Below are 3,013 nucleotides of genomic sequence, written 5' to 3' on the forward strand. Positions count from 1 at the left end.
AACCCAGGTAAATATTTTTGATATCTGCTCTGGGATTTAACCTAAATAGGGGTGGAAAAAAAAGGATAAAATGCTGGAAACTTGATAGATAATCTGCCATTTCCTTTAACATTAAATCTTACTACCTGAACCTTATCAATTCCTGCTGATAGAGCATTTGTTTTTCTAATGTTTGTTGATATTTGGTCTGATTCGGTAGAGGTTGCTAAGAGAGGGACAATTACCAAACCTTCTAAATTCTCTGGATTAGTCAGACCTTGGGCAGCTATTATTAATTCATAATTATGCCAATAAATATACAATCCTGGTTCTGTCTTATTTGCCAAAGGATCAGGAACTGGTGTGTCTGTAGCTTCATAGTTTTGGGGCAAACCTAACTCCGAAAGCCCATCTTTGAAATCTTCTCCTTGTTGATTAATTAAGAATATTTGAGGACCATTGTGATTCGTAGAAAATATATCTAAAAAGGTATCTTGATTAAAATCAGCTACACCTAAATCAAATAGTGAGTAAGCGGGACTGATTTCTTCCTGTATGAAACCAGAATTAGCATTTAATGGATATTTATTTTTATCCTGTGGCCTCAATAAAACCACCAATAAGGAAATCAATATAATTCCTACAAATATGAAAATATTACGTTTCATTTTCATGGCATTCAATTAGTGTTGTTCAAGAGATATTATTTATTAATAGGAAAAATGGTAGAAGCATCCATTAAGTTCAAGAGCTATTCCTTTTAATACATTAGTTTATTGCCCCCAATAACTGACTGAATTTTTACCGAATCATTAATAATTAATAATTATTAATTAAATAATTCAGCTTACTCTGCCTCCCCTTTCAAGGGGAAAAAGTGGTCGTTTGCGGAGCATGACCTGAGGATGGGATAGCTAGGTCTCCCGCTCTTGACAGAGCCGCTCCGAAGTGCGCCATATCCAATCGACCAAGAGAAAAGTGCTAGGATATTTCCTTATCTTCAATTCCGTAACGGTTAAAACCCGAAGTAATTATCAATTGTCCATTATCCATTAATGAAATACTCAATTTCTTGAGATTTTGTTTCGGCTAAATGTCTTCTAGCCAACTAATTGAGATTTTTATTATTGGCTAGTGTATGTTGAATATATCTTCTGTGTTCATAAATATTTTCACCATTTAGACCTAAATTATAAACTGGTGATCGAGATTATAGGGATAGATACTTGGAGTTTAAGAGCTGATTTTTCTAATACTTAATGCCAAGAATTGACGAATAAAAATTTATCCAGGGGGGATAATTATCTTGAGAGATATCTCCTAGGAGACTTTTGACGATTTGAGAAAAGTTTGATATCTTTAAATATGTAATATTTTAATTGTTTTAACGGTTTCTAGTTTATCATATTTGTTTGGATATTTTTTTCTAGATTTTTCCTAAAATTCAATCTAACAATTCTCATATATTATCCATACTACTCTAATTCTAATTTAATAACCTTAATTTACCATGACTAAAACACCCCGTCGCTATCATATTACCACTTTCGGCTGTCAAATGAACAAAGCCGACTCCGAACGCATGGCAGGTATCCTAGATAATATGGGCCTCATCTCGTCAGAAGACCCCAACGATGCCAACATCATTCTATACAATACTTGCACCATTCGTGACAATGCCGAGCATAAAGTCTACTCTTATCTAGGTAGACAAGCAAAACGCAAACACAAACAACCAGACCTCACTCTCATTGTTGCTGGATGTGTTGCTCAACAAGAAGGGGAAGCACTCCTGCGACGAGTACCCGAACTAGACTTAGTTATGGGACCTCAACACGCTAACCGCTTGCAAGACTTATTGGAACAAGTATTCAATGGCAACCAAGTAGTTGCTACTGAACCTATTCACATTGTGGAAGATATCACTAAACCCAGACGGGATAGCAAAGTCACTGCTTGGGTAAATATAATTTATGGTTGCAACGAACACTGCACCTATTGTGTTGTTCCCAGTGTACGGGGTGCAGAGCAGTCTCGCTATCCTGAAGCTATTCGCGCTGAAATGGAAGAGTTAGGGCGACAAGGTTATCCAGAAATAACATTGTTAGGGCAAAATATTGATGCTTATGGACGCGACTTACCGGGAGTGACAGCAGAAGGACGCAATAAACACACATTCACAGATTTACTTTACTATGTGCATGATGTACAAGGTGTTGAACGTATTCGCTTTGCCACAAGTCACCCCCGCTATTTCACAGAACGTTTAATTAGAGCGTGTGCTGAATTGCCCAAGGTTTGCGAACATTTTCATATTCCCTTTCAGTCTGGAGATAATGAATTATTGAAGGCGATGGCAAGAGGTTACACCCATGAGAAATATCGCCGGATTATTGATAAAATTCGCGAACTGATGCCAGATGCTTCTATTAGTGCTGACGCAATAGTAGGTTTTCCTGGAGAAACGGAAGCACAGTTTGAGAATACGCTAAAGTTGGTTGAGGATATTGGGTTCGATCTGTTGAATACTGCTGCTTATTCTCCTAGACCAGGTACTCCAGCAGCTTTATGGGAAAATCAAGTGAGTGAGGAGGTGAAAGCAGATAGACTACAACGGTTGAATCATTTGGTGGGAGTGAAAGCAGCAGAGCGATCGCTTCGTTATATGGGTCGTACTGAAGAAATTTTGGTTGAAGATACTAACCAAAAAAATGCTGCTCAAGTTATGGGTCGTACCCGTGGCAACCGTCTGACATTTTTTGAGGGGGATATTAATGAATTGAAGGGTAAGTTAGTACAGGTGAAAATTACTGAAGTACGTCCTTTTAGTTTGACAGGAGAAGTCAAGCAGTTAGTGATGGTTTAACAGTTGTAAGGATGGGTTGAGTGAATAGGTAAACAGTTACAGCATATTTCGGACAAATGATGTACAAGTTTTAATAGTAAAACTCTTGTGGTGCAGGCATCTTGCCCGCTAAATATGTACCCGCTAAATATGTACCTCACAAAATCGGGAAGTGCTGTATCATATCAA

Annotated in this window: 2 protein-coding genes; one reads left to right on the plus strand and one right to left on the minus strand. The window is 37.7% G+C overall.

Features of this window, described 5'->3' with window-relative positions; translation table 11 throughout:
• Positions 1 to 41 precede the first annotated feature (41 nt).
• The gene (locus F6K13_RS25975; RefSeq protein WP_287288847.1) at positions 42 to 653 is read right to left on the minus strand and encodes a hypothetical protein; all 612 of its coding nucleotides are present in this window, start codon (positions 651 to 653) and stop codon (positions 42 to 44) included.
• Between the two features lie 836 nt (positions 654 to 1,489).
• On the opposite strand from F6K13_RS25975, the gene miaB reads away from it, so the two are divergent.
• Complete coding sequence (gene miaB / locus F6K13_RS25980; protein ID WP_124146560.1) at positions 1,490 to 2,845, plus strand: tRNA (N6-isopentenyl adenosine(37)-C2)-methylthiotransferase MiaB; 1,356 nt, start codon at positions 1,490 to 1,492, stop codon at positions 2,843 to 2,845.
• The last annotated feature ends 168 nt before the right edge of the window (positions 2,846 to 3,013 follow it).

The sequence above is a fragment of the Okeania sp. SIO2B9 genome, from assembly GCF_010672505.1.
Lineage (GTDB): Bacteria > Cyanobacteriota > Cyanobacteriia > Cyanobacteriales > Microcoleaceae > Okeania > Okeania hirsuta.